We start from the raw sequence: 22848 nt of genomic DNA, 5'->3' as shown, positions 1-22848 counted from the left end.
TTATTTTTGAGAAAAAAGAATTATGAAAATTAATCATGAAAAGTGCATAACCAAGCCTACACAAATTCTATATATCCATGGATTCTTAAGTTCAGAAAAGAGTGTAAAAGCCATGGAGCTAGCTAATTATTTTCAGCAATGTAACGATGTTTGTTTCACAGCTTATACTTACCCTCAAAGAGAGGTAAATCAGTCCTTGGTGTTTATTGAAAATTGGGTTTGTAATGCAAGAAAAAAAGGAAGTGTTGTTTTAATAGGATCTTCTCTAGGTGGATTTTATGCGCAATATTTTGGTCAACAGTACCAATTGCCATACTGCATGATTAATCCAGCATTGAATCCTGATTTATTTTATGAACATATCGGCAGTTATACGAATTCGCATACTGGTGAAAGTATTAATGTGTCAGATTCTTATATCGAGGAGTTACTGAAACTAACGCCAGAAAATTTAAAACACAATTCTTCAATTCTTCTATTAATGGATCAGGAGGATGAAGTCATTGATGTGGATTATGCAATCCAATGTTACCGGCCGGTAAAAAGAACAGAGAGCTTAAAGGTAAAAGTTTTTTCAGGTGGGAATCACGACTTCCAGCATTTGAAGGAGTCTTTTTCCTTAATAAATGATTGGTTAAATAGCTGTCAAAATGCCTAAGCTTTAATATCAAGCAACTGACCAATTAAGGTATCTTCTGTTTTCAAAACTTTTACAAGTGCCTCAATATCTGTCTGTGTCATTTTGTTGTCTATTAAGTTTTGGGCAACGTCTTGGTTATCAGAATTAGGGTTGGCGATTTGCTGTGTATTTTCAGCAAGTCGGTTAAAGTTATTCTGAATACCGTTGTAGGCGGTTAAACCGGCAGAAATTTCCATGTAAACCTCCATTAAAAGACTTTTCAGGACTTTATGAATTTGTTATTGAAAGTTTAACATTTCAAGAGCTTAGGTGCTAGATTCTCTGAATTTTAAAGAATCTCTAGTTTTTTGCTAAGTAAAGCGAAGTATTTTTTATTTCATATCGCATAAAGACTTTACCTAAAGATTCACTGCCCTGACGATCAATTGTGATGCGCATCGCATCATCTTCCCAAATATAAGCGACATAAGATTGAAATCCTCCCCATCCTTTGCGTTGCATTGCTGTTGGTTGTCCCAGCAAACTGACAAACTTCTGTGCTAAACGCTTGGTTGTCAATGCTTGACTGTTTTGATCAATGGAGTCTGTCACAGAATAGTTATAGGGGCGATACAGGCGAGTTAAGCTGGTCACTTGTCCTGCATTGTTAAACCTAAAATCTAAATAATAGCTGTCCGCGAGTTGAGAGTTGCTGTAAAACTTATCAAAATGCTTTTGTTTAAAGCTGGCTCGAGATTGCTTAAAACCGCCAATAGAGGCAAAGCGTTTGTTAATTGTTTTTTGCGTTGCACTCAATAAAGGTATGTCAAAAACCTCAACATCTTTGGGTGCGATGATTACAGCTGAATTTTCAGTTTCTACAGCAAAGATTTGATTTGAGAAAAACAGAACGGTTGCGGCGATAAATAATAAAACGAGTTGTAATTTTTGGGTGTAGTGAAATTTAGTAAAAATCATGATTCGGCACCGATATTTATCGTAAGTAAGCGATTAAAAGTTATGTTAACTATATCGGCAACTTCAAAAATTTCTTTATGCGCGAAACAGGAAGTTCGTGCCGAAGCTTCTTTGCATCTAAAGCTAAAACATTTTGAGTCTGTATTTCAGTATGCATAGGTTTTTCAAAAACTTTCATTTGTTGATGCATGACCATTGTGCCTGCATCAGAAGGGTCGTCATTTGTTTTATGGCGACTTTCAATTGATTCAGATGCAAGTTTTTCATCTACCTCAATTGAGAATAGATAACTTTCTACGTTTATCTGTTTCGCAAGTTCATAGAATTTTTCACGATGAGACTTCCTCAAAAAAGTCGCATCGACAATTACATTAAATCCAGACTGAATCGCTAAATGAGTATTGTTCAAGAGGGCGTTATAGGTTTTCTGGTTCATGTTTTGAGAATATAACTCACTTCGAAGTTCTTCATCTACACGTGTGGTGGGCTCAATTTTAAACAGTGCTTTTCGTGTTCTATCTGAGCTAATGATAATCGCATCTATGTATTGGATTAGTTTTTCTGCTAATACACTTTTTCCAGCGCCAGAAATACCTTGGATAAGGATTATTTTTGGCTGTGTTTGATTGGATTGCAGCTGGTTTGCTAAAGCTAAATAGCGTAATGTTTTAACTGTCAGCTCATTGTATTTTGTGGAATCTATTTCATTTTGTTCTGCTTGCAAAGCAGAAATTTTGGCACGAACCATCGCTCTGTAAACTTTATAAAAATTCAGAACTTTGAGTGATGAATAATCTTGAGTGAAATGTAAGTAATCTGAAAGAATGAGGTAAGAAAGCGCTGATCGCTGGCGAAAATCCAAATCAATCAGCAAAAATGCCATATCGCTGATAGTATCGATATGACTGAAATAGTCGTTAAATTCAATTGCATCAAAGAGAACTGGAGAATCGTTGACCAACGTAATATTATCCAGGTGCAAATCACCATGGCAGTTACGGATAAATCCATTTTTCTTGCGATTTGTCAGAAGTGGTTTGACTGAATCAAACTGTTCTAATGTCGTGTGATGGAGCTTTTCCAGAGTAAGCAAAGCTTGTTCTGAATTCGTTAGGGTGCTTATAAAACGTTTAAGAGAAGGAAAGTTATCCATCATTGGTTTTAGAGCAATTTCAGGCTCACCAAACTCACTCGTCATATCAACCACAGTTGAATTCATATGTAAGTCTGCAATTTGATGCGCTAAGGCACTGATTTGAGATCGCTGAAGATTATGCTTTTGAAGATAATGGCTTAAGACATTATTAGGATCAAATTGGCGCATTTTTAGTATGCAGTCAATAACAGAATTATTACTGTTCGGTTTGAGTGAAATTTGTCCTTCATTCAGATAAAGAGGGATTACCTCAAGATACAACTCTTTGGCGGTTCTTTGGTTGAGTTTTAGCTCTTTCTCACAGAATTTCAACCGCTGGGGAATTTGGGTAAAGTCTAAAAAACCAAAGTTGACGGGCTTTTTTAATTTGTAAGCATAATCTCCTGTCAAGAAAACAATAGAAATATGAGTTTCAATCTTGGTGATAAGTTTGACAGGGTGAGGGTAGAAATCAGGGTTTGAGAGTTGATCAACAATTTGATCAAAGTATTGCGATGACTTTTCGATTTTAGGCATAAAGCTCTCTTATTGAAAAGGATCAGAATGATAGAAGTGAACCAGAACGCGTGGAAATTAATGAAAGTTTAGGTTTAAAGCTTGCTTTGAACTTAACCACACGTTCTAAATTTGGAGCGAGAGCTCATTGAGTCAAAGTTTACATGTTCTGTAAACTTATGCGACACCTTGTTTTTCGCGAAGTTCTTGTTTGCGTTTCATCGCAACCGTTAATGTCGCTGTAGGGCGAGCTTCCATTCGCGCTAAACCAATTTCTTCACCGCTCATTTTACAATAACCATATTCACCATTTTCGATGTCACGTAAAGACTTATCAATTTTTGAAATTAACTTACGCTCACGGTCACGAGTACGTAACTCTAGTGCAAAATCTTCTTCCATTGAAGCGCGATCATTTGGATCAGCTGGAGTACTCGAATCTTTTTGTAAATGAGAAATCGTTGATGACGCTTCTTCAATCAACTGACTTTTCCATGCTACCAATTTTTGACGAAAATGTTCTAGCATGCGATCACTCATATACTCTTCATTTTTTTCAGGGCTGTAAGCTGGATAGTTTTCAATAAAATCGCTGTTGTTTTCCATGGTTTCTCTCCTAAAGCACTTTTTTTGATTTGTTGTGCCGTGTTTACAATAACGCAGTTTTATATCAGCTTTGCTAAAACTCGACAAGCATTATTTAACCTTTCTATTTTAACGTATTTACAATAAATTAACTGTTTTCAAGGAGAACGTTTTTATAAAACTTAACTAAAACAAACTGCTTACAAAGCTTTGTATAAATTTTTTTTAGAATAGGTCTTAGTAGAGAATTTAAAATTTATTGCTTGAAATCAAGTTCTCAACAACGCAAAATGGCGTCACTTTTTACCTAGTGGGCTCTGAATAACTAGCAACTTTCGTGGTAAAACTGGCACTTTCTATTGTCTAAAGAAACAAATTTACAACTACTTTGAATGATTAAGGAATACAAATGGAACTAAAAGCTCTGCTATTTGATGTAGATGGCACGCTCGCTGATACAGAAAAAGACGGTCATCGACCGGCATTTAATATGGCCTTTGAAGCAGCTGGGCTTGACTGGAACTGGGATGAATCTCTGTATGGCGAGTTGTTGGCTGTGACCGGTGGAAAGGAACGCATTAAATATTATTTGGAAAAGTTTAATACACAATTCGTAAAACCAGATAATTTCGATGAGTTTGTTAAAGGTCTGCACGCTTCGAAAACAGAATTTTACAAACAACTTATGGCAGAAGGAAAAATTCCTCTTAGACCGGGTGTTGAACGATTAATCAATGAAGCACGTCAAAAAGAAATGCGAATGGCGATTGTAACCACTACCACGCCGGCAAACGTGACCGCATTGTTAACAAACACTTTGGGTGCAGACTCTGAAAGCTGGTTTGAAGTAGTAGCCGCGGGTGATATTGTTCCTGCAAAAAAACCAGCTCCTGATATTTACTTTTGGGCAATGGAACAGATGAACCTGCAACCAGAAGAATGTATGGCTTTTGAAGATTCGTCTAACGGAATTCAATCTTCAATCGCTGCGAATTTAAAAACCATTATCACGATTAACGGTTACACCAAAGATGATGATTTTAGTCAGGCAGATTTGGTTTTGGATCAAATGGGTGAACCAGGACAGGCGTTTCAAGTTTTACAAGGAGAAGGATTCGGACACCATTATCTGGACCTAGCGTTGATAGCCAAAATCCACAAAGGATTTCATCAATAAAACGAATCTCTTTCTTATGTGTACTTAACTTGTAAGTCATTGATGAAAAAAGGGAAGAGCGTTTGACGTTTTCCCTTTTTGAGCGAGAGACTTATTATTTCTGCACGAGTGCTACACCTGAAAACTCGATTCCTTCCCAACCAAATTTCATGAAATTACGAATATTCTGATGGTCATCACCGTTCGGATTTTCCAATACATCTTTTGTATAAAAGTCACCAAATAAGTTCAACGTAGATTGTTCATCTAAACCATGAAGCTGTGCAAATGCAAATAGCTTACAAGAACCATTGTTCGTCCCAGACTGATTTAACGTTTCACCATTTTTGAATTCTGTTTCTGTAAATTCATAGTTGTCGTCAATGACTTGCATACTTGATTGAAATGCAACGGGTTTGTTTTTTGCCATTTGAATTAGGTCGGTAATGTTCATGATTTCCTCATTCGTTTTAAAAGTAGATTTTTAAATAACCAGACGTGTCACGCCATAAGCGGCATTTTCTGAGAATGGAGATTTTATACAATCGGTAAGATAGCGTTTGCGTAAAATTTGCCAATAACCATTTTTATTGCCTCCCCCCACGCTGTAAAGGTTGGCTAATTCTGTGCCGGATTTTTCCATTAGTTCATATGCTTTCTTTTCAATTTGCACGAAGCCTTGGATCATTGAATTAAAAAAGAGTAGATGATCAATACACACATTAAATTGACTTTCGTTCAATTGAGTTAACCATTTATGCATCTCGACAGGAGTTAATTTGTCAATTGGCCGTGATGGAAAAATCGTTTTTAAGTCTGTAATTGGCGAAGGTTTTAACCGGCCGGTAAATGTTGAGTCATTAATGGGAAAGCGTTCGCCGTTTTGCAACAAACTGTAATAGTCATGTAGTGTTTGGAATTCATCGAATAGTTCAAGAATCCTTGGTTGAAGAATGGGATCTCGTTCCTTAAATATGAAATCAGCTTCACCATCCTGTAAATGCTTATCAATAAATTGACAAAGCTGATCTAAAAATTGAACTTCTTGCAAAGAGTAGTAGTTGAGTAAAACTTGACCGCCACCATTGGAAGCTCCGCCCAATAACCAGATGGAATGAATTTTATGGCTGTAAATGCCATGCTCAAAAGAAAAAAAAGGCTTTTCTGTCAGTTGTTTGATTGCAAGAGTGGAACCTAAAGATGACGTTGCATCCCCAACCTGATTAGCACCGGTCGCCAAAAAACCGGCAATGCTGTCGGTTGTTCCAGCATGCAGCACACAGTTTTTTGAAAAACCAATTGCCCTGATTATTGTATCTTTGACTTTTCCAAGAATATTACCGGCCGGTAAAGCTTTTGGAAGCTGTGCCATTGGCATCTCCTGAGAAAACACGTTTTTTACCCAGTGAGGGTAATCCTTGATCTCGGGGTTATAACCTAACTTTAATAAATTGTTTTCGTCACAAAAGATGGTTTTATGAGTTGAAATTTCATTTAAAAAATAACGGTTTAGCCAATCAATTTGATGTTGTATGTGAATGTTTTTAATATTCTCAGGAATTGAGTTTTTATAAAGAAAAAGTGCTTTTGCAAGACTGGAGCTAACCCCACGTGCTGCTGTGTCGGGGTCGTTTTTAGCGTAAGTTTCAATGCAAGCAGATTCCGCTGAGGCAACTTTTGAATCATACATTAATACTGGTGTTATGGCTTTACCTGCGTCATCGGTCAAGAGTAGCGTTGATGAAGTGGCATCACAGACAATATGTTCAATGTGGTTTGTTACAGGCAGATTTTTTATTTTATTTAATAGCTCCAGAAGTGCTTTTTCCCAAAGTTCAGGGGATTGGGATGTCTGTAGAGTTGGTCTAGTTTGGGAAAAGCGAGTCGTTGATTGTTGAGAGCCTTTCAAACTTGTAAATGGTATTTGGATTTCAAAGAGACGCTTGTCGAGCGAAGGGTTGCTAAATGCTGTTGCTCTATCTGAATTAGTCTGAATATTTCTTTTAACAATACATCCTCTTATTCCGGACGTACCTAAGTCAATTCCCAGAATGATGCGTTGAGATTTTCCATTAAAAGCTTTTTTTGTATTCATTAGTAATTTCTAATCCGATGTAAGATTGTACAATTTGAGTGGAAAAAGACTGCCATATAAGGGTACAATCATTTCTAAATTTCGACTTTCTGTTAGGTTGTGAATAGTAAACGGTTTTTTCAACGACTTATCGTTAATTCTTTCAATTTATTGGATTTGAAAGAATAGACAAACTTTTGACTTTGGTGTGTTTCGGTACACCTTTAGGAATCCATCAATGAACGAATTAGGCATTGTTTTAGTCCTTCTTTTTGCACTGATCTTAATTTTTATCGTTTTTAACCGTGGGTTAAAAAGTTTTTTTAGTCCTCCCGTCAGCTCATCAGAGAATCCTCAGGCTTCTTCATCACTAAATCAAGAAAATTCTCTCGCTGTAAGCCCTAAAACGTCGGTTGCGACGGATGCCGTTGAAGATGAACATCCTGATCAAACAGCATTTGCATTTGAATTCAATCAGCAAAGTGATATTAAATCGAAAGCAAGCTCAACAGAGCCAAAACAAAAAACGCCGGAACACCCATCAGAAATATCAGAAACTCCCAGTGATGAAAACACAGGCGCTAAGTTGAAAATTAGCGATGCCCCAAATGAACATGGCGGCAAGCATTTTGTACTAGAAGTAGACGATCCAGCTATGACAGGCGAGTTGGACGAGACTAAATTTCCTCCGATGTATGAAATGCCTAAATTCGGTCGTCCAGATGAATTTGCGAAACAAAATTCGGCGAACTATCAGGAAGAAATTAAACAACCTATTGAAAGTGCGCCAGATCCCAAAGCGTTTGTCTTGGTGATAAAATCCTCACAAAATATTTATCCGATGGAGCGTGTTCACCAGATTATGCGTGCGCTAGGGGCTAAGTTAAATGACAAAAACTTATACACCTATGCGACGAAAGCGGTTCAAGGAGATGGTTATGTGACTATTGCAAACCTAATTGAACCTGGAATCTTTCCAACTGAAAATATTGAAAACATCAATACACCAGGTGTAGTACTTATTCTTGAACTTCCAACCTTTGTGACGGCCGCTTCTGCAATGCATGACATGATTATGCTTGCTCGGAAATTAGTCGGACATTTTCAAGGTCATATTCTTAATGATAAGTTCGAAAAAATAAAAGAATCGGATTTACAATCCATGCGTGAACAGTCTTTGGAATACGATTCAAAGCGAATAGTTTCATAGAAACATGTGTATTTTCTTCTTTTCAAGCACAATAAACCTAATTCTTCAGTGAGTATGAATTGTAAACATTTCATACTCCTGTGATATCTAAAATATTTGATCCAACCTTCAGTAATCGAGCGATTTTCAATACCTTCATGAACCATCAAAACTCAGCCGAATTTGAACAACTTAACTCTATTAAATCAGAATTAGCGCGACTTAATTACGCTTATTATGTTCTCGATGCTCCCATTGAGAGTGATGCCTATTATGATGAGCTTTATCAAAAATTAAAATCGATCGAGGAGCAGTTTCCAGAATGGGTAACTGCCGATTCTCCAACACAGCGAATAGGCGGTCAACCTTTAGAGCAGTTTGAAAGCGTTACTCATTCCAAGCAGATGTTTTCATTAGAAAATGCGTTTTCTAATGAAGATATGCAAGCGTTCATAAAGCGTATTCAAGAACGATTAGAGGTTTCCAGTGATACTTTAGAATTTGTTGCTGAACCTAAAATGGATGGTTTAGCTATTTCTATTCGCTATGAAAACGGTGTGTTAGTGCAAGCAGCAACGCGAGGTGATGGGGTAACAGGTGAAGATGTGACTCATAATATTCGCACCATTCGTTCAATTCCTTTGAAGTTATTTACTGCAAATTCCAGCAAAAATAATTCTAGACATGAAAGTGAACTTGAACCTCCTCAGGTTTTGGAAGTTCGTGGTGAAATTTTTATGTCGAAAACGTCTTTTGAAAACCTTAACAAGAAGCAAGCTGAACTTGGCCAAAAGACTTTTGCAAACCCGAGAAATGCAGCAGCAGGAACACTTCGTCAACTAGATTCTAAGATTGCAGCAAAACGAAATTTAAGTTTGTATTTATATGGTTGGGGTGAGATTTCTGATGATTATCAATGGCCGGAAACTTATGCTGAAGTCCTAACACAGTTAAAAAAATGGGGGCTGCCGACACACCCCCTTGCTGATACGCTTATTGGTCTGGATGCAATTGAGGATTACTATGACCGTCTTCAAGCACAGCGTAATGCATTACCTTACGAAATTGATGGTATTGTTTACAAGCTCAATAAAATTAAAGGTCAAGAGACCCTTGGGTTTACCTCAAAAGCACCTAGATGGGCAATTGCTAGAAAATTCCCGGCTCAGGAGGTTTGGACTGAATTACTGGGTATAGATATCCAAGTCGGACGAACGGGTGCTTTAACCCCAGTTGCTCGTCTTAAGCCAGTTGAAGTGGGAGGGGTTGTCGTCTCCAATGCCACTTTACATAACCTTGATGAAATACAGCGTAAGGATACCCGAGTTGGAGATTGGGTAATTGTTCGTCGTGCTGGAGATGTTATTCCTGAAGTAGTGGGGCCTGTTTTAGCGAAGCGTAAATCGGAGCTCGCTCAATTTGAAATGCCAGAAGCTTGTCCAGTTTGCAACTCTGAGGTTATTAAAGAAGAGGATAAAGCGGTATATCGTTGCTCAGGCGGACTGTTTTGTCCAGCTCAAGCGAAAAGGGCTTTGCAGCATTTCGTATCTCGCAAAGCTATGGATATTCAGGGATTAGGTAATAAGCTAATTAACCAATTGAACGATCGTGGTTTATTGAAGCATCCAAATGATTTCTATGCATTGACGATTGAACAACTTGCAGAGCTGGATCGAATGGCAGTGAAATCCGCAACAAATGTTATACAAGCCATAGAAGCTTCAAAAGAGACGACACTGCAGCGATTTTTATTTTCATTGGGAATTCCTGAAGTCGGTGAAGTGACGGCTAAGAATTTAGCGAACCACTTTAAGTCGCTTGATAAAGTGATGGAAGCTTCACTTGAAGCTCTCATTGAAGTGGATGATGTGGGCGACATTGTTGCGCATCATATTGAGACATTTTTTGCTCAACCACATAATCAGGAAGTGATTCAAGGCTTAATTCATGCAGGGATTCACTGGCCGGAGATTACGGATAAAACAGAGACAAATGCTGCTTTGGCTGAGAACCCCTTTTTCGGGAAAACCGTTGTGATTACTGGTACTTTAGAAACCATGGGAAGAAGTGATGCCAAAGCACATTTTGAAGCGCTTGGCGCTAAAGTAACAGGCAGTGTTTCTAAAAAAACCGATTACCTACTTGCCGGAGAGAAGGCTGGATCGAAATTATCTAAAGCTGAATCTCTAGGGGTAACGGTGTTAAGTGAACAGTTGTTCATATCACAAATTGAAGCATTAAATTAATACCGGCCGGTATCGTAATAAAAAAGTATAAACCCATTAGGAGAGAGTGATGGTTAGACCACGTAATGTTGGTAGGGTGACGGAAGAAAAAGATATTCCTAATTGGGAGCAAGAAGAATTTGAGAGTCGAACCGATATTAAAAAAGCCGCACAAGCTGTAACGGATTTAGGTATGCAAATTGCCGACATGACTGAAACTGAAATTCATAAACTCCAATTACCACAAGAATTTGTCGATGCGGTGTTGATGTTAAAGTCAATGGATAAAGGACCAGCACTCAAACGTCAACGCATGTTTGTCGGTAAACTGCTTCGTCAAAATGAACCCTTAATTATTGAAATTAAAGCCAAACTTGCTGAAGTTGAAGCAAAGAAAAAGCAACAAAACGCCTATTTTCATCAATTGGAAAAATGGCGTGACCGTTTGGTAGACGAGGGAGATGCCGCTTTAAGTGAGCTGTTGAACCTTTATCCGCAAATTGACCGCCAACAAATGCGTCAATGGATTCGAAACGCGAAAAAAGAACAGTCACAAAATAAACCGCCAAAATCGGCACGTGAGATTTTTCAATATCTCAAGGCTTTGGAGTGGTAGCGTAACCTGCCCAAAATCAATAATGTTGCCTACTAATTTTTAAGCAGATGTGAGGAATTTGATTTCTTAAATCGATTCAAAAATTCCCTTCTCAAGGTTTTTGTATACCTTGTCTGCTGAATGGATACGCCCATTCATGGCAATAAAACAACCGGCCGGTAGCAATTGCACAGCCGTTAATGCGGAGCCTAAGTTAAATAACGCGTCCGATTTTCCAAGTTTGAAAGGGCGCATCGCTCCTGTGAAAACAATGGTTTTCTTTAGCGGCTGTTTTTCCACTTTTAAGTGTTCAATAATCGTTTGCGCAGATTGCGCCATGGTATCCGTTCCGTGTGTCACTAGAATCTGGGAATACGGTGCTTGCAGCACAGCTTTAGAAATTCGGTTGCGATCCGCTTCATCCATTTCCAAGCTATCTTTCAACATGAGCGTTTGTATTTCTAAGTCTAAAGTTAAGTTTGCTTGTTTGAGCATTTCAGGTAAGTGGGTTGAAATAAAGCTCAATTCTCCTGAGGTTTCAATGTAGTCTTTATCAAGTGTTCCGCCCGTGACGAGTACCAATGTTTTGGATGTTGAAAGAGGGCTTGGGGTTTGAAGTGTAGCTAGAAGTTTAGACATTATTTTGGGACTTTTAGAACGCCTTTGACGATACCAATAATTTCGATCTGTTCATCGGTAATAATAATTGGTTCCATTTCATCATTTGCGGGCTGTAAACGAATTTGGCCTTTTTCAATATAAAGGCGTTTCATAGTGACTTGGTTGTCGTTGACTCGAACCACAACCGATTCGCCATTTTCGGCAGACGCTTTCCGTTCAATAATGACAATATCGCCATCTTCAATGTTTTCATTAATCATTGAATTTCCTTTGACTCTTAGAGCAAAGGTTTCTTTTTTGACCATATTGGCAGGCACTTGAACCGAATCATAATCACTATGCAGCTCAATGGGTTGCCCCGCAGCCGTCCAGCCAAGCAGAGGAATATTGATAAGTTCCTCGTCAAGTACTTCAATGGGATCAGCCGCCGAGATATGTAGACGGCTTTTAGGAATGAGATAACTGACGTTCGAGTTGGTCATTTAACTTCCTCATTTAAATCTTTTTATATCAATCATCTCGATTGTTCTGTCTATTGCCGTGAGATGATTTTTGTAACAAGATTTAATTTAACCGTGAAAGTGTTTTATGTCAAAGGTTTAGCGTGTTTTATTTGTTCTCTTTAAGTACTTGGAAGCACTTTTTTAAAGGGTTTAACATCGACCTTCTGATAAACACCGGCTTCAATGTATGGATCAGCAGAAGCCCAAGCTTGAGCTTCCTCAAGCGAAGCAAATTCAGCCACAATCAAGCTACCAGTAAAACCTGCATCACCAGGTTCATTACTATCAATCGCAGGATTTGGGCCTGCGATGATTAGACGATTTTCGGATTCCAAGCCTTTTAGGCGAGCAATATGAGCTTCACGCGCTTTCATACGAAGCGGTAGGCTGTTTTTAACATCATAGGCAAAAATTGAGTAAAGCATGATTTATCTCTTTTATCTGGTTTATGAATTACGCTTCAAATTTATCGTTTTTGGTCGGTTTTTTTTCCTCGTTAACAGATGTAGTATTTGAATCGTGAATTTTTTCTACGTCATCTAACTCCTGATGAGGAACATCTTGACCATCCAAGCGTGCTTGCTCTTCAGCTTCAGAGTCTGACTCATTCATATATCGGCTGATATAGATTCCTTGCAAAATAATAAATACAAAGGTCATTCCCATAAGGCCAAACAATTTAAAGTTGACCCAAGTGTCCGTGTCGTATTGATAGGCGACATAAAGGTTAGCAATGCCAGACACCACAAAAAAGCCAATCCAGAGATAGCTGACGCGAATCCAAATTTGACTTGGTAAACTGATTGCCTGATCCATCATACGTTGAACAATAGGTTTACTACCAATGTAATGGCTACCCAAGAAAACGATGGCAAACCCCCAGTTAACAATGGTTGGTTTCCATTTGATGAAGGCTTCATCTTGGAGAATAAGTGTTAAGCCCCCCAGTAGCACTACTAAAACCAGCGTAATAATATGGATCTTCTCAATGCGTTTGTGAACCGCATACATGTAGCCGACTTGCAGAATCGTTGCAACGATAATCACCGCAGTAGCGGTATAAATGCCATACATCTTGTAAGCAATGAAAAAGAGTATGACGGGAAAAAGGTCAAAAAGAAGTTTCATAGATAGCTCGCATTCACTCGCTGAGGAGATTTTATTTTTAAAGTCAGACGAGATTCTAGCGGCCTTTGTGTCTGTTGAAAAGCAAACTATGTCAGAAACTACTGCTAGAATGTGTTCAAAATTCGAAATGAGTAAATTTGGGAGACGATTGGTGTCAACTAGATTTACATTTTTTAAATGTTTATTCCGTTTTCTTGTAACTTGCGAGCCAAAACTTTATGAAAGTTGATTTTCATTGTCATACGAATGCTTCCGATGGGAGTTTATCTCCTGAGCAAATCATTGATCTCGCTTTGGAACATGAAGTGAAATGTCTGGCGATTACCGATCATGATACGACGGCAGGTTATGAGAAAGTTTTGGGGTATGCGAAGGCAAACGGAATTGAATTGATTTCCGGTGTTGAAATCTCTTGTCTGTGGCAAGGCCTTACCATTCATATCGTTGCATTAGATTTTGATGTTGCCAATTCACAACTTCAAAATGGACTGAAACAAATTCGTGAGCTCAGAAAAGCTCGGGCAGAGAAGATGTTTCAAAAATTAAGTTCAAAACCTAATGCTCATCTACAAGCACTGCCAGAGAAAGTCTTAGAATTAGTGGGTGAAGGTATTATTGGTCGTGGGCATTTTGCACAAGCAATGATTGAGTTAGGTTTAGTGAACAAGGCGCAACAAGCATTTGACCGCTTTTTAAAGCGTGGCAGAATTGGTTATGTCAAACCTGAATGGCCAGAACTTGAAGAGGTTGTTAGATGGATTACCGCAGCCGGAGGCATTGCTGTAATTGCTCATCCAAAAAATTACAAGCTTAGTTCCAACAAGTTAAACCTGCTCATTGAAGACTTCAAGGGAGCCGGCGGCCAGGCAATTGAAGTGGTTAATCAGTCTAGGTCAAATGCTGACTCCATTGGGATGGCGCAAAGAGCGCATCGTCATGGGTTGTATGCTTCTCTTGGTTCAGATTTTCACCGGCCTGAACACCGTTGGCGTGGACTTGGTTGGTTAGCTCCCTTGCCAAAGGAATGCCGGCCGGTATGGGAGCTGTTCCATCCGTCCATTTCAGAAATGATTAGCCATTCGAACTCATGCTAATGGAGTTTTCATTTGGAATTTATAAACCAAATTTACAGTAATTTAATTGCCGGTGATGTTTTTGCGCTTTTAATGGTTATTAGTGCGTTTATTATCGTTTTCTTTATTTTGAAAATTATTCTAAATGCTGTGAAAGCACTATTCATTGTCGCGGCAATACTGTTAATTGCGGCATTTTTAATGCCAGATGCAAAAATTCTTGAAAAAACGCAGGATGCCGGCCAACAGGCCGTTGACTATATGAAACATTCATTGATTCCCCCCGAAAACTAAACGCAATAAAATCTCAGGATTTATCTTTTTGACAGCTCTTTTGAATGTAATAGCGTTTATAATATTCCTTTAATTTTTTGCTAAATCGAGGTCACTTTGAACCACAATTGTCAATATATTGGTGTCCACCCTGAAAATCCTCAAAAACGATTATTGGATCAGGTGGTGGAAATTTTAAATAACCAAGGTGTTATCGCCTATCCGACAGAATCAGGCTACGCTTTAGGATGTTTATTTGACAATAAAAAAGGGGCGGAAAGAATTCGGGCGATACGTCAATTACCGGATCAGCATCCACTGGCTATTATGTGTGACAGTTTAAGCAAACTTTCCGAGTATGCTAAAGTTGGTAATGTTCAGTTTCGTTTTTTAAAGAATCATCTTCCAGGCGCATATACGTTTTTGCTGCCAGCGAGTAGAGAAGTTCCGAAACGTTTACAAGCACCAAAAAAGAAATATATCGGATTACGTGTATCCCCTAACAAAGTTGCGAATGAATTACTAAGTTTAATTGATCAGCCTTTATTGACTGCGTCGTGCATTTTACCGGGAGAAGATTTTCCGTTGACGGATGCTTGGGCTGTTCAGGAATCAATTGGTCATGCATTGGATGCAATTTTAGATGGTGGTTACTGTGGTTTTGAGCCAACCACCATTATTGATTTTTCCGATGATGAACCTGTTTTAATTCGTCAAGGTCAAGGAGTTTTTGAGCAATGATGGAGGAGCTTACCCTAATTCAGAAATTAGCGGTTTGGGCTTTGCCGGTTATTTTTGCGATTACTTTGCACGAGGTTGCGCATGGGTGGGTTGCAAATAAATTAGGCGACCCTACTGCAAAAATGCTTGGCCGAATTACATTAAATCCCATTAAACATATTGATCCGCTTGGAACAATTATTGTTCCGGGAGTACTTTTGGCATTGGGTGGTTTTGTTTTCGGTTGGGCAAAAGCCGTTCCTATCACGCCAAATAACTTTAAAAAACCACGTCAGGGTATGGCGATTGTTGCAGTTGCAGGTCCGGCCAGTAATTTTTTAATGGCGTTGTTTTGGGCAGCCATTCTGAAAACAGGATTGGTTTTACAGACTTCACAGCCGGATATTGGACAGTTTCTTATTTATTCTGGTGTCGCTGGTGTAACGATTAATTTAGTTTTAATGGTCCTGAACCTGCTTCCTATTCCTCCTTTAGATGGAAGTCGAGTTGCAAGCTGGTTAATGCCAAAAAAATGGGCGTATTATTATCTTCGCTACGAAAACTATGGATTCATAGTACTAATTGCTTTGTTGTTCTTAGGTTTTTTAACCCCTTTTATTTTAGGTCCATTTAGTTTTTTCCAGCACTGGATTTACAGTATTTTTCATATTTAGAATTTCCGATTTTTCTTTTATTTTCATTTAACTAATTAGAGTGCTCCATTATGCAATCGAACTCCTCTTCAAATTCCTCACCGGCCGGTGAAAAACTTCAAAAGGTGCTATCAAGAGCAGGTCTAGGTTCAAGACGTGCCTGTGAAGAACTGATTGCACATGGACAGATTAAGGTTAATGGAAAGATCGCTCAGTTAGGTGTTCGTGTCACTGAAGCGGACAAAATTAAATATAAAGATCAATTATTAAAAGACAGTCGAGTTCAGAAACAACCGACCCGCGTTATTTTGTACAACAAACCGGAAGGGCTTGTGTGTAGTCGCAAAGATGAACAAGGCCGAGATACCATTTATTCCCAGTTACCCAAAATTTTTCAAGGGCGTTGGATCAGTATTGGACGTTTGGATTTAAATACCAGTGGTTTGTTGGTCTTAACCAATAATGGTGATTTGGCGAACCGTATGATGCATCCATCTTATGAAATGGAGCGAGAATACACGGTGCGTGTATTTGGGGAAGTGACCGACGAAATGCTGCAAGCTATGAAGAAAGGGGTTCAACTTGAAGATGGGCCGGCAAAGTTTAATCGAATTATTCCATTACCCACTGAAGATGGCGTGATGAACCGTTGGTTTAAGGTGATTATTAAAGAAGGGCGCAAACGTGAAGTTCGTCGGATTTGGGAATCGCAAGGGGTTCAGGTTAGTCGCTTGCATCGTATTCGTTATGGTGAATTGAGTATGCCGCGTAATTTACGTACAGGCAAAACTGAAGAGCTTACTTGGAAGCAGGTCAATCAATTACTGCGTTCCGTTGATTTGCCGGAAGAATCCCAGCCAGATAAACGTCCAACTAAACGCTTTGATAAAACGGGTTTAAGTAAACGTAATGCCAGTAAATCTGATCGAACACTTGCAGGAAAGTTCGGGCGTAACAAACCACAAAGAAAGACACGCATTGGTAGTGCGGACAGAAGCAATCGAAATAAATGATTACATAGCCTTAGAGTTTATAGAGATCTATCCTAGAAACTCTCGATTGAGAATGGCTTGTTACCTCTAGTTCAATAAGTTGAGCACTTTATGGATGATTAATTACTGAGTGTTGGTTCGACAATTTCTAGCGATTGCAGAAACAGAATCTCTCCAGCTTTTGCCCCAGAATCCTCTCTGCTTAGGGAGGTTTTCCATTTCCAGTGCATGGTACGTTCCACGTCTACTAGATGGCCTTGAAGGTTCACTACTTGGCCGATTTTAAGCATATCCAATTGATCAGCGATAGTGTTATCTGCTGGGATAATACTGATATTTGCCGTTGAACGTTTTATTTCGTCATTATCAACAGTAGGAGAGTTATTTTTCCAACTGTATGTTCGGTCACTTAAACTGAAATCGATTAATTGATAAACGCTTTCATCTGAAAGACTATTCCAGCCAACAATAATATCCATCGGCGATAGCCAAGCTTTGCGATCAAAATAATAACGTTCAGCATCTAAGATTCTAGCTTCGACGTCAAAGCTTTTTCTTGGAATAATCTCAAAACTATCAATGTCAATTCGCTGCATTGTGCTTTCACCTTGATAGGGTTCGCCAACAGAGGTGACACCAGCGCCAATTGGATTCATTTTACCGACATGGTAAAAGTGAAACCATAGTCCTACTAAAATTAAAAGATAGATATATTTTTTCATGGTTGTCTTTAATGCACCCTATCGTTGGGTTTAAGTCAAATCTGTTTTCATATTACATGAACATAAAGGGAATAAGAACTCCTTGATATAGGTTTACGAGATGAGCAATAACATGCTTTCCCGTTTTTTCTTAATTCAACTTTATTTCGATTTTAGGTTTTTTAAGCAAATAAAGCTGAATGAACAATGTTAAAACCGCCTTAATAGTGGGGCGGTGGAATTTCTTCTTCAACCGTTTTGATATTGCTGTCTTTAGGAAGACTTTTAATATAATCAGCCAATAAGCTTAATTTTTTATTTAACAGCTGGATTTCCTGATGCTGAGCGGCAATCGTGCGTTCCATGGTTTCAATAGCATCATCTTGATAGGTTTGCTGAATTTCCATTTCTTGGAGTTTACTGTGAAGTTGTTCAACGAATTTATCTGCTTCCATAATTATTTACTCCTTTAACCACTTCAAATTATTTGAAGGGCGTGAATCAGACTCTGTTTGCTGAATGGTTACTCTATCAAGTGGTGCTTTGCGTGGAGTCAATTGTGTTTGGTATAACTCATCGCGACGAAAATAATGGCATTCCCAGGTTTGTCCTTCCTGATGCCTTGCAAGAAGTTGCTCAAATGACGATTTATTACGAACTTTAATTCCGTTAATGGCAATAATTTGATCGCCTTTTGTCAGGCCAGATAAATAGGCAGCTTGTTGATTCCAGACATGAGTGATCTCAATTCCACCGGCCGGTAAGTCTTGGAGTCTTGCTCCAATGGAGCTGGGTGTGGACTCAACCAGTTTTTGCAATACACCTGCCTCAATATTTCCACCTGTATCACTCGGGTTTTTCGCTGGACGTAAAATGAAATCATAGCCAAAGGGTTTGAATAAAGATTTCAAATCAAAATCGTCTTTACCATACAGAACTTGATCAAAGAAGCTTTTTAAGCATTGGCCGCCATTTTCAATACAAAGACTAGAACAAATCTCTTCGATTTGTTTTTCTTCTAATCCGATTCCTACTCCATTGTTTTTAGAACCAAATTCATTCCAGAGATATCGCACGACAGTGTCTAAACTACAGCGGTTTTCTGTTTGTTGACGAAGTGTTAAGTCAAGTGCTAGTGCAATGAGACTGCCTTTGGTGTAATAACTGATAATACTGTTAGGGGCGTCTTCATCCTGTTGATAGAACTTACTCCAAGTGTAATGACTCGACTCGGCTACCGATTGCTTGTGGCGCCCAGGCATCATATAAATCCGGGTTAACTGTTTTCCAAGCAAATTCAAGTAGTCCACCTCACTAATTATCTGGCTTTTCAATAGAAATAGCGCGTCATAATAAGAGGTAACACCTTCAAACCACCAAAGTTGTTCGGAGATTACCGGCCGGTCAAGTTTGGAATCTTGATAAGCTTTGGGTTGAATTCTTTTCACATTCCATGTGTGGAAATATTCATGGGAACATAACTCTAAAAATTGAATATAGCCATCGGTGTTACTTTCCATACCAATATAGGCCAAATCATCTCGGGCGCAGATTAAAGCTGTAGAATTTCTATGTTCTAAGCCACCATAATCCGATGTGGTTAGCATCACTTGAAATAAATACTCTGACATTGGAGGGTTTTGAGGTGCATCCAATCCAAAAAATTCGATTTCCGTTTCACATATTTTTTGAACATCGCTGCGAATTCTTTCGAAATCTGTATTGGCATTTAACCGGCCGGTAAATACCATTTTGTGAGGGATACCGCAGGCTGTAAATTGTATTTCATGATAATTACCCAGCTCAAATGGATATTCCACTAAGTCGCGATAATTGGATGCCCAGTAGTCTCCAAACCCTTGCTCGTTGACCTTTAGAGCTGGCATGCCGGTTGCCACTTTCCATTGAGCATCATGGGTAAAGTCATTGGTAATCATCGTTACTTTTACTGGAGTGTCTCTCTGTTCTTCCAAGGCTAGGAATACCGAGGTGCCGTTGAAAAATGCATGAGTTTGGTCAAAGTGCGCTTTACGGACTGATAAATCCCATGCATAGACAATATATTCAACACTAATAGGTAATTGGGACTGAAAATCCCATGCAGATAAACCATTTGGAATAAGCTCAATCAAGTTGCCAGACGAATCCCGTGCGTTTATTTCTACAATATGCTTTGCAAAATCTCGAATCAAATAACTGCCTGGAATCCAAGCCGGCAGAGAAAGTGTCTGTTTTTCTCCAGTAGTTGGTTGGATGTCCAGTTTGACGCGAAACAGATGTGCATGTGCGTCAAAGCATTCTATTTGATAGTGCAAGTCAAAAGAGTTTGGAGTGTCGGGGGATTGGCTGGTGTGATTGGTATTAGACATAGTTGATCGTTTATTGAATGAATCTTGCCTGCATTCTATCAATAAAAACGCCGGTGGTAACAGATGTCACACCGGCGTTCGTTAAAAATATCGACTATGCAGTTTGTCTAAAAACAGGTTTTAGTTTCGATTTAAGGATTTGGTTTAGGATGAGGCTTACACAATCGTTTATTCTTAATGGTTACCAGTGTTTTAATGAAAAGCTGTATAACTAAAAGTGCTAACCCAATCAAAATACCCATCCCAATGATTAAATGGAGTCCTATCTGACTTTGTTCATAAATTGAAAAGCTTGCAAGTGCCATTGCTGCTAATGGGAAAGTGTAAGCCCACCATGATAATGCGAAGGGCACTTTGATAAACTGCGGAAGACGGCTTAGTAGCATAATGGTTAAAAACAGCGCGAAGTAGTAAAGCACTTTGGCAAAAGCATCTAATTGGTGTCCGTTAAGCGCCATGTAAGCCAAAAAACCAACTGCGGGCGGCGCAATCATTATAAAAAGAGTAGGCTCCAATATTTTCATCATAGGAGGGTGGAAAAATAATCGGTACATTACAATGCTGAACAACAATAGCCAGAAAATAAATCCGATGCTGAAGAAAAACCAGCCTAATTCTAGGTTTTCAAACTGTACGGCACCCAATGGAATTAAGATATTACCAACCACTGGAATGAACCAGGCAGGATTCATATGGGTAATCTGCCATTTTTCATGATGCATCCAGCTATTTAAAATGACAATCGTTAAAACGAAATGTAAAACAACCCCCAAATGCCACATTATGCTGGCGATTGTGGTTGAAAAACTCTGTAAAAATAAGCTTATCAAAATCAAGCTGATGCTAAATGCTGGAAAGAAATTCACAGCAATAGGGTGTTGGAAATCGTGTTTGACTTCAGCAGGGTGTTTGATGACTTTGAGTAAATAGGTCAATGTAATGACAGTGAAAATAATAACTGTCAATAACGCTAGGGAGGTGAATAGTATGAAAGGTAGGTGTCCCAACTCCACTAATTTTTTAGTTCCAAGTGTTAAGCCACTAAACCCCATAACAGCACCGAATAAATTAATGGGGAAATGTGCGAGCCTTTGATTTGATTGTTCTGCCATTATATTTTTCCTCAAAAAATAGCATTTGAATATAGCAAACCTTAGCGAAAACTTTTATGAATTTACTATAAAAGTTATTCATCAACGCCCATGAATTCTATGTATTGTTTCAGTTGAGAAAACGAACAGACAAGTTGAACTGCGTTATAATTAGCCGCTTATTTATTTACTTGTTATTCCTAAAACTTTGGAGTCTTTTGTGATTCGTACTCGATTTGCCCCAAGCCCGACGGGTTACCTTCATATCGGTGGTGTTAGAACTGCTTTATATTCATGGCTTTATGCAAAACGCCATGGCGGTGATTTTATTCTTCGTATTGAGGATACAGATCTTGAACGTTCGAGTGTTGAGTCAGTCAATGCCATTTTGGAAGGCATGACTTGGTTAGGTCTTGACTACAATGAAGGTCCGTTCTACCAAACTAAACGTTTTGACCGATACAAAGAGGTCATTCAGCAGTTGTTTGATAAAGGGTTGGCTTATTATTGCTACGCAACGCCTGAAGAATTGGATGAAATGCGAGAAAAGCAAAAAGCTAACGGTGAAAAACCTCGTTATGATGGGCGTTACCGTGATTTTTCTGGAGAACCACCGGCCGGTGTCGATCCTGTAATCCGCTTTAAAAATCCGATTGATGGTGATGTTGAAATCGAAGATTTGGTGAAAGGTAAGGTTGTCGTCAACAACCGAGAGTTAGACGATTTGATTATTGCTCGTTCAGATGGTACGCCAACTTACAATTTAACTGTGGTGGTTGACGATTGGGATATGGGTGTCACACATGTGATTCGTGGTGATGATCATTTAAATAACACGCCTCGACAAATTAACCTTTACAAAGCGCTAGGCGCTGAGCTTCCTAAATTTGCGCACATTCCAATGGTATTGGGTGAAGATGGCTCTCGTTTGTCGAAGCGTCATGGTGCTGTCAGTGTCCTCCAATATAAAGAACAAGGATTCCTGCCTGAGGCTTTACTAAACTATTTAGTCCGTTTGGGTTGGTCTCATGGTGATCAAGAAGTCTTTACGATTGATGAAATGGTTCAGAAGTTCGATTTAGAGCATGTTAATGGTTCACCTTCAACATTCGACAGTGTCAAGCTAACTTGGATTAACGAACAACATATCAAAGTGGCAACTGCTGATCATTTAGCAACCCATCTTGCGCCATTTATGGCTGACAAAGGATGTGACCTTGATCAAGGTCCAAAACTCTCGGAGGTTGCTAATCTTTTACGTGAGCGAGCCAAAACCTTAATTGAAATGGCTGATGGGGCAGTTTATTTCTATAACGATTTTGAAGAGTTTGAAGCCGGCGCAGCGAAAAAGCATTTACGACCAGCTGCTTTGGAGGCTTTACAATTACTCAGAACGAAATTAACCGCATTGGACGATTGGACTGCTGAACCTATACATGCTTGTATCCAAGGCACTGCAGATGAGCTTGAAGTAGGGATGGGTAAAGTTGGTATGCCATTACGTGTTGCCATCACCGGAGGTGGTCAATCTCCTGCGATTGATGCAACCGCTCAATTGATTGGAAAAGAGCGTTGTTTAACTCGATTAGATATGGCGATTGCTTTTGTTGAGGAGAGAGCGAAGAACGCTTGAAGTTCTTTGGACTAAGTAA

General features: G+C 39.0%; 25 protein-coding genes. 11 read left to right on the top strand and 14 right to left on the bottom strand.

Annotated elements, in window-relative coordinates; translation table 11 throughout:
* Window positions 1-22: 22 nt before the first annotated feature.
* On the top strand, window positions 23-658 hold the full coding sequence (locus tag D9T12_RS06415; RefSeq protein ID WP_130537396.1) for a YqiA/YcfP family alpha/beta fold hydrolase: 636 nt from the start codon (window positions 23-25) through the stop codon (window positions 656-658).
* Here the strand turns inward: D9T12_RS06415 and D9T12_RS06410 are convergent.
* The 4 genes from D9T12_RS06410 to dksA form a co-directional block, all read right to left on the bottom strand.
* Window positions 655-876 (bottom strand): hypothetical protein, encoded by a 222-nt coding sequence (locus D9T12_RS06410; protein ID WP_130537395.1) that lies wholly within the window; start codon window positions 874-876, stop codon window positions 655-657. The genes D9T12_RS06415 and D9T12_RS06410 overlap by 4 nt on opposite strands.
* 103 nt (window positions 877-979) lie before the next feature.
* Complete coding sequence (locus D9T12_RS06405; RefSeq protein WP_130537394.1) at window positions 980-1597, bottom strand: hypothetical protein; 618 nt, start codon at window positions 1595-1597, stop codon at window positions 980-982.
* Between the two features lie 49 nt (window positions 1598-1646).
* Window positions 1647-3269 (bottom strand): bifunctional aminoglycoside phosphotransferase/ATP-binding protein, encoded by a 1623-nt coding sequence (locus tag D9T12_RS06400; protein WP_130537393.1) that lies wholly within the window; start codon window positions 3267-3269, stop codon window positions 1647-1649.
* A gap of 156 nt (window positions 3270-3425) precedes the next feature.
* Entirely contained in the window at window positions 3426-3854 is a 429-nt protein-coding gene (gene dksA, locus D9T12_RS06395; RefSeq protein ID WP_130537392.1) for an RNA polymerase-binding protein DksA, read from the bottom strand.
* 388 nt (window positions 3855-4242) lie between these two features.
* On the opposite strand from dksA, the gene D9T12_RS06390 reads away from it, so the two are divergent.
* Window positions 4243-5010: an HAD family hydrolase gene (locus D9T12_RS06390; RefSeq protein WP_130537391.1), complete on the top strand. Its 768-nt coding sequence runs from the start codon at window positions 4243-4245 to the stop codon at window positions 5008-5010.
* Between the two features lie 94 nt (window positions 5011-5104).
* Here the strand turns inward: D9T12_RS06390 and D9T12_RS06385 are convergent, their stop codons facing one another.
* Window positions 5105-5443 carry a HopJ type III effector protein gene (locus D9T12_RS06385; RefSeq protein ID WP_130537390.1) on the bottom strand — a complete coding sequence of 113 codons (339 nt, stop codon included), beginning with the start codon at window positions 5441-5443 and terminating at the stop codon, window positions 5105-5107.
* 30 nt (window positions 5444-5473) lie between these two features.
* Window positions 5474-7084, bottom strand: coding sequence for a hypothetical protein (locus D9T12_RS06380; RefSeq protein ID WP_130537389.1), 1611 nt, complete (start codon window positions 7082-7084; stop codon window positions 5474-5476).
* A gap of 217 nt (window positions 7085-7301) precedes the next feature.
* On the opposite strand from D9T12_RS06380, the gene D9T12_RS06375 reads away from it, so the two are divergent.
* The 3 genes from D9T12_RS06375 (at window position 7302) to yjgA (ending at window position 11093) form a co-directional block, all read left to right on the top strand.
* A complete protein-coding gene (locus D9T12_RS06375; protein ID WP_130537388.1) occupies window positions 7302-8273 on the top strand; it encodes a cell division protein ZipA in 972 nt (323 codons plus the stop codon).
* A gap of 137 nt (window positions 8274-8410) precedes the next feature.
* Entirely contained in the window at window positions 8411-10498 is a 2088-nt protein-coding gene (gene ligA / locus D9T12_RS06370; protein ID WP_130537387.1) for an NAD-dependent DNA ligase LigA, read from the top strand.
* Window positions 10499-10547: 49 nt separating this feature from the next.
* Window positions 10548-11093, top strand: a complete 546-nt coding sequence (yjgA, locus tag D9T12_RS06365) for a ribosome biogenesis factor YjgA (RefSeq protein WP_130537386.1) — start codon at window positions 10548-10550, stop codon at window positions 11091-11093.
* 66 nt (window positions 11094-11159) lie between these two features.
* On the opposite strand, the gene D9T12_RS06360 is transcribed toward yjgA, so the two are convergent.
* The 4 genes from D9T12_RS06360 to D9T12_RS06345 form a co-directional block, all read right to left on the bottom strand.
* Window positions 11160-11711, bottom strand: a complete 552-nt coding sequence (locus D9T12_RS06360; RefSeq protein ID WP_130537385.1) for an asparaginase domain-containing protein — start codon at window positions 11709-11711, stop codon at window positions 11160-11162.
* Window positions 11711-12175: a transcriptional repressor LexA gene (gene lexA, locus D9T12_RS06355; RefSeq protein ID WP_130537384.1), complete on the bottom strand. Its 465-nt coding sequence runs from the start codon at window positions 12173-12175 to the stop codon at window positions 11711-11713. Before lexA ends, D9T12_RS06360 begins: the two co-directional genes overlap by 1 nt.
* Window positions 12176-12315: 140 nt before the next feature.
* Window positions 12316-12621: a YciI family protein gene (locus tag D9T12_RS06350; RefSeq protein WP_130537383.1), complete on the bottom strand. Its 306-nt coding sequence runs from the start codon at window positions 12619-12621 to the stop codon at window positions 12316-12318.
* A 28-nt stretch (window positions 12622-12649) separates the two neighbouring features.
* On the bottom strand, window positions 12650-13324 hold the full coding sequence (locus tag D9T12_RS06345; RefSeq protein WP_130537382.1) for a septation protein A: 675 nt from the start codon (window positions 13322-13324) through the stop codon (window positions 12650-12652).
* Between the two features lie 218 nt (window positions 13325-13542).
* Between D9T12_RS06345 and D9T12_RS06340 the strand changes: the two genes are divergently transcribed.
* From D9T12_RS06340 to rluB, 5 genes are all read left to right on the top strand, one after another.
* Window positions 13543-14418, top strand: a complete 876-nt coding sequence (locus tag D9T12_RS06340) for a PHP domain-containing protein (protein ID WP_130537381.1) — start codon at window positions 13543-13545, stop codon at window positions 14416-14418.
* A gap of 12 nt (window positions 14419-14430) precedes the next feature.
* Entirely contained in the window at window positions 14431-14691 is a 261-nt protein-coding gene (locus D9T12_RS06335) for a hypothetical protein (RefSeq protein WP_130537380.1), read from the top strand.
* Between the two features lie 96 nt (window positions 14692-14787).
* A complete protein-coding gene (locus D9T12_RS06330; protein WP_130537379.1) occupies window positions 14788-15411 on the top strand; it encodes an L-threonylcarbamoyladenylate synthase in 624 nt (207 codons plus the stop codon).
* Complete coding sequence (locus tag D9T12_RS06325; RefSeq protein ID WP_130537378.1) at window positions 15408-16064, top strand: site-2 protease family protein; 657 nt, start codon at window positions 15408-15410, stop codon at window positions 16062-16064. Before D9T12_RS06330 ends, D9T12_RS06325 begins: the two co-directional genes overlap by 4 nt.
* Before the next feature lie 50 nt (window positions 16065-16114).
* The gene (gene rluB, locus D9T12_RS06320) at window positions 16115-17056 is read left to right on the top strand and encodes a 23S rRNA pseudouridine(2605) synthase RluB (RefSeq protein WP_130537377.1); all 942 of its coding nucleotides are present in this window, start codon (window positions 16115-16117) and stop codon (window positions 17054-17056) included.
* Window positions 17057-17154: 98 nt separating this feature from the next.
* On the opposite strand, the gene D9T12_RS06315 is transcribed toward rluB, so the two are convergent.
* From D9T12_RS06315 to D9T12_RS06300, 4 genes are all read right to left on the bottom strand, one after another.
* Window positions 17155-17757 (bottom strand): hypothetical protein, encoded by a 603-nt coding sequence (locus tag D9T12_RS06315; protein WP_130537376.1) that lies wholly within the window; start codon window positions 17755-17757, stop codon window positions 17155-17157.
* Window positions 17758-17957: 200 nt separating this feature from the next.
* Complete coding sequence (locus D9T12_RS06310; RefSeq protein WP_130537375.1) at window positions 17958-18191, bottom strand: SlyX family protein; 234 nt, start codon at window positions 18189-18191, stop codon at window positions 17958-17960.
* Window positions 18192-18197: 6 nt separating this feature from the next.
* Window positions 18198-20105 (bottom strand): M61 family metallopeptidase, encoded by a 1908-nt coding sequence (locus D9T12_RS06305; protein WP_130537374.1) that lies wholly within the window; start codon window positions 20103-20105, stop codon window positions 18198-18200.
* Between the two features lie 131 nt (window positions 20106-20236).
* Window positions 20237-21217 carry an SLAC1 anion channel family protein gene (locus tag D9T12_RS06300; protein ID WP_130537373.1) on the bottom strand — a complete coding sequence of 327 codons (981 nt, stop codon included), beginning with the start codon at window positions 21215-21217 and terminating at the stop codon, window positions 20237-20239.
* Window positions 21218-21416: 199 nt separating this feature from the next.
* On the opposite strand from D9T12_RS06300, the gene gltX reads away from it, so the two are divergent.
* Complete coding sequence (gene gltX / locus D9T12_RS06295; protein ID WP_130537372.1) at window positions 21417-22829, top strand: glutamate--tRNA ligase; 1413 nt, start codon at window positions 21417-21419, stop codon at window positions 22827-22829.
* The last annotated feature ends 19 nt before the right edge of the window (window positions 22830-22848 follow it).

Source organism: Thiomicrorhabdus indica, assembly GCF_004293625.1.
In the GTDB taxonomy this organism is placed as follows: Bacteria; Pseudomonadota; Gammaproteobacteria; order Thiomicrospirales; family Thiomicrospiraceae; genus Thiomicrorhabdus; species Thiomicrorhabdus indica.
This window is presented reverse-complemented; position numbering and strand designations above follow the sequence as displayed.

Excerpts from the sequence above, each read along its gene's own strand:
- D9T12_RS06405 (WP_130537394.1), bottom strand. The coding sequence starts at position 1,597 with ATGATTTTTACTAAATTTCACTACACCCAAAAATTACAACTCGTTTTA.
- D9T12_RS06415 (WP_130537396.1), top strand. The coding sequence starts at position 23 with ATGAAAATTAATCATGAAAAGTGCATAACCAAGCCTACACAAATTCTA.
- D9T12_RS06345 (WP_130537382.1), bottom strand. The coding sequence starts at position 13,324 with ATGAAACTTCTTTTTGACCTTTTTCCCGTCATACTCTTTTTCATTGCT.
- D9T12_RS06310 (WP_130537375.1), bottom strand. The coding sequence starts at position 18,191 with ATGGAAGCAGATAAATTCGTTGAACAACTTCACAGTAAACTCCAAGAA.
- D9T12_RS06325 (WP_130537378.1), top strand. The coding sequence starts at position 15,408 with ATGATGGAGGAGCTTACCCTAATTCAGAAATTAGCGGTTTGGGCTTTG.
- D9T12_RS06340 (WP_130537381.1), top strand. The coding sequence starts at position 13,543 with ATGAAAGTTGATTTTCATTGTCATACGAATGCTTCCGATGGGAGTTTA.
- lexA (WP_130537384.1), bottom strand. The coding sequence starts at position 12,175 with ATGACCAACTCGAACGTCAGTTATCTCATTCCTAAAAGCCGTCTACAT.
- D9T12_RS06360 (WP_130537385.1), bottom strand. The coding sequence starts at position 11,711 with ATGTCTAAACTTCTAGCTACACTTCAAACCCCAAGCCCTCTTTCAACA.
- D9T12_RS06305 (WP_130537374.1), bottom strand. The coding sequence starts at position 20,105 with ATGTCTAATACCAATCACACCAGCCAATCCCCCGACACTCCAAACTCT.
- D9T12_RS06315 (WP_130537376.1), bottom strand. The coding sequence starts at position 17,757 with ATGAAAAAATATATCTATCTTTTAATTTTAGTAGGACTATGGTTTCAC.
- rluB (WP_130537377.1), top strand. The coding sequence starts at position 16,115 with ATGCAATCGAACTCCTCTTCAAATTCCTCACCGGCCGGTGAAAAACTT.
- dksA (WP_130537392.1), bottom strand. The coding sequence starts at position 3,854 with ATGGAAAACAACAGCGATTTTATTGAAAACTATCCAGCTTACAGCCCT.
- D9T12_RS06300 (WP_130537373.1), bottom strand. The coding sequence starts at position 21,217 with ATGGCAGAACAATCAAATCAAAGGCTCGCACATTTCCCCATTAATTTA.
- ligA (WP_130537387.1), top strand. The coding sequence starts at position 8,411 with ATGAACCATCAAAACTCAGCCGAATTTGAACAACTTAACTCTATTAAA.
- D9T12_RS06390 (WP_130537391.1), top strand. The coding sequence starts at position 4,243 with ATGGAACTAAAAGCTCTGCTATTTGATGTAGATGGCACGCTCGCTGAT.
- D9T12_RS06400 (WP_130537393.1), bottom strand. The coding sequence starts at position 3,269 with ATGCCTAAAATCGAAAAGTCATCGCAATACTTTGATCAAATTGTTGAT.
- D9T12_RS06380 (WP_130537389.1), bottom strand. The coding sequence starts at position 7,084 with ATGAATACAAAAAAAGCTTTTAATGGAAAATCTCAACGCATCATTCTG.
- yjgA (WP_130537386.1), top strand. The coding sequence starts at position 10,548 with ATGGTTAGACCACGTAATGTTGGTAGGGTGACGGAAGAAAAAGATATT.
- D9T12_RS06410 (WP_130537395.1), bottom strand. The coding sequence starts at position 876 with ATGGAAATTTCTGCCGGTTTAACCGCCTACAACGGTATTCAGAATAAC.
- D9T12_RS06385 (WP_130537390.1), bottom strand. The coding sequence starts at position 5,443 with ATGAACATTACCGACCTAATTCAAATGGCAAAAAACAAACCCGTTGCA.
- D9T12_RS06350 (WP_130537383.1), bottom strand. The coding sequence starts at position 12,621 with ATGCTTTACTCAATTTTTGCCTATGATGTTAAAAACAGCCTACCGCTT.
- D9T12_RS06375 (WP_130537388.1), top strand. The coding sequence starts at position 7,302 with ATGAACGAATTAGGCATTGTTTTAGTCCTTCTTTTTGCACTGATCTTA.